The 2,144-nt window shown below is 70.2% G+C and carries 2 protein-coding genes; both read right to left on the minus strand.

Going from position 1 to position 2,144, the window contains the following annotated elements:
- Positions 1-57: 57 nt before the first annotated feature.
- A complete protein-coding gene (locus GKQ77_RS31975) occupies positions 58-1,617 on the minus strand; it encodes a DEAD/DEAH box helicase (protein ID WP_219692612.1) in 1,560 nt (519 codons plus the stop codon).
- Positions 1,618-1,763: 146 nt separating this feature from the next.
- The gene (locus tag GKQ77_RS31980; RefSeq protein ID WP_055556530.1) at positions 1,764-1,967 is read right to left on the minus strand and encodes a cold-shock protein; all 204 of its coding nucleotides are present in this window, start codon (positions 1,965-1,967) and stop codon (positions 1,764-1,766) included.
- Positions 1,968-2,144 lie beyond the last annotated feature (177 nt).

The raw sequence follows: 2,144 nt of genomic DNA on the forward strand, positions 1-2,144 counted from the left end.
GGGGAAGCCCCCGCCGCGAAGCGGCGAAGACCTCCCCCCGGCGGGAAAGCCGAAGGACTACGCAGCCCGGCGACGACGCCCCTGGGGCGCTCCGCCCCGGGACCGCCGAGGCCGCCGCGAGGCCGCCGGCTGCTGCGGCGCAGGCGTATCAATGACGACCGGCACCCCGGAGGGCTCCCGCGCCCCGGTGATCCGCACCAACTCCTCGTCCGAGGAGGAGACCCGCACCGCCCGGGGCTGGATCTCCGCGTCGGACATCAGCCGCGTCATGTCCCGCTTCTCCTCGGGAAGCACGAGCGTGACGACACTGCCCGACTCCCCCGCCCGCGCGGTACGCCCGCCCCGGTGGAGGTAGTCCTTGTGATCGGCGGGCGGGTCGATGTTCACGACCAGGTCGAGGTCGTCGACGTGGATGCCGCGCGCCGCGACGTTCGTGGCGACCAGCGCGGTGACCTGACCGGTCTTGAACTGGTCGAGCGTGCGGTTGCGCTGCGGCTGGGAGCGGCCGCCGTGCAGGCCGGAGGCGCGCACACCGTTGGCGAGGAGCCGCTTGGTGAAGCGGTCCACCGCGCGCTTGGTGTCCAGGAACATGATCACGCGGCCCTCGCGGGCGGCGATCCGCATGGCGACGGCCTTCTTGTCCGTCTCGTCGGCGACGTAGAGCACGTGGTGCTCCATCGTCGTCACCGCGCCCGCGGATGGGTCGACGGAGTGCACGACGGGGTCGCTGAGGAACATCCGGACGAGCCGGTCGATGTTCTTGTCGAGCGTCGCCGAGAACAGCATGGTCTGGCCGCCCCGCTCGACCTGCTTGAGCAGCGCGGTGACCTGCGGCATGAAGCCCATGTCGGCCATCTGGTCGGCCTCGTCGAGGACGGTCGTACGCACCCGCGAGAGGTCGCAGTCGCCGCGCTCGATCAGGTCCTTGAGGCGGCCGGGGGTGGCCACCAGGATCTCGGCACCGCGGCGCAGCGTGCCCGACTGCTTGGTGATCGACATGCCGCCGACGACCGTGGCCATACGGAGGTTGACCGAGGTGGCGTACGGCGTGAGGGCGTCCGTCACCTGCTGGGCCAGCTCGCGCGTGGGGACCAGGACCATGGCGAGCGGCGACTTCGACTCGGCGCGCCGGCCGGCCGTGCGGGCGAGGAGCGCGAGGCCGAAGGCGAGCGTCTTGCCGGAGCCGGTGCGGCCGCGCCCGAGGATGTCGCGCCCGGCGAGGGAGTTGGGAAGGGTGGCGGCCTGGATCGGGAAGGGCGCGGTGACCCCCTGGGCGGCCAGCGTCTTCAGCAGGGCCTCGGGCATGTCCAGGTCACCGAAGGCCTCCACGGCGGGCAGCGCCGGGGTAAGGCTCTCGGGCAGCGCGAACTCCCCGCCCTGCGCCGGCTTCGGCTTACGGCTTCCGGGCTTCTTCGCGGCATGCGCGGAGCCCTTCGCCTGGCCCCGGGCCGCGCCGTTCGACTGGCCGCGGGCCGAGCCGTTCGACTGGCTCCTGGCCGCGCCGTTCGCCTGGCCCCTCGCCGAGCCGTTCGCCTGGCCGCTGCTCGGCCTGCCCTTGCCGGCTGCGTTGGCGGGCCGCTTGCGGGCGGGTCGTGCGGGGCGGTCGGAGTTGTTCATGCAGTGATGCCTTCCTGGTCGCTGGACTTTCCGGGACCTCTGAGCCTTCGGTGCGGCTCTGGGCCCCTAGGGCCCGATGACAGCGCAAGCCGAGGCCCGCACCTTCCGGTGCGGGCCTCGGCTGTGAGGTTCGCGCGCTGCGACGATCAGGCAGGAACGATGTTCTCGGCCTGCAGGCCCTTCTGGCCCTGGGTGACCTCGAAGGAGACCTTCTGGCCCTCGACGAGCTCACGGAAGCCGGAGGACGCGATGTTCGAGTAGTGGGCGAAGACGTCGGGGCCGCCGCCGTCCTGCTCGATGAAGCCGAAGCCCTTTTCCGAGTTGAACCACTTAACGGTGCCGGTTGCCATGTCAATCTCCTCAACAGGGGCAGAGTATGGAGAGCCACGGAATTGTGATTCTCCAGCGCTGCATTGACCCCATAACCGGAGAGAACCGGAAAAACAATTAATGCGCCCTCGGAGCACTCCCGTCAGGCGCACACAAAGTTCATGGGTACCAAAACTGCAACACATAAAGCCTAACAC

This window comes from Streptomyces anatolicus, assembly GCF_019400875.1.
Classification (GTDB): Bacteria; Actinomycetota; Actinomycetes; order Streptomycetales; family Streptomycetaceae; genus Streptomyces; species Streptomyces anatolicus.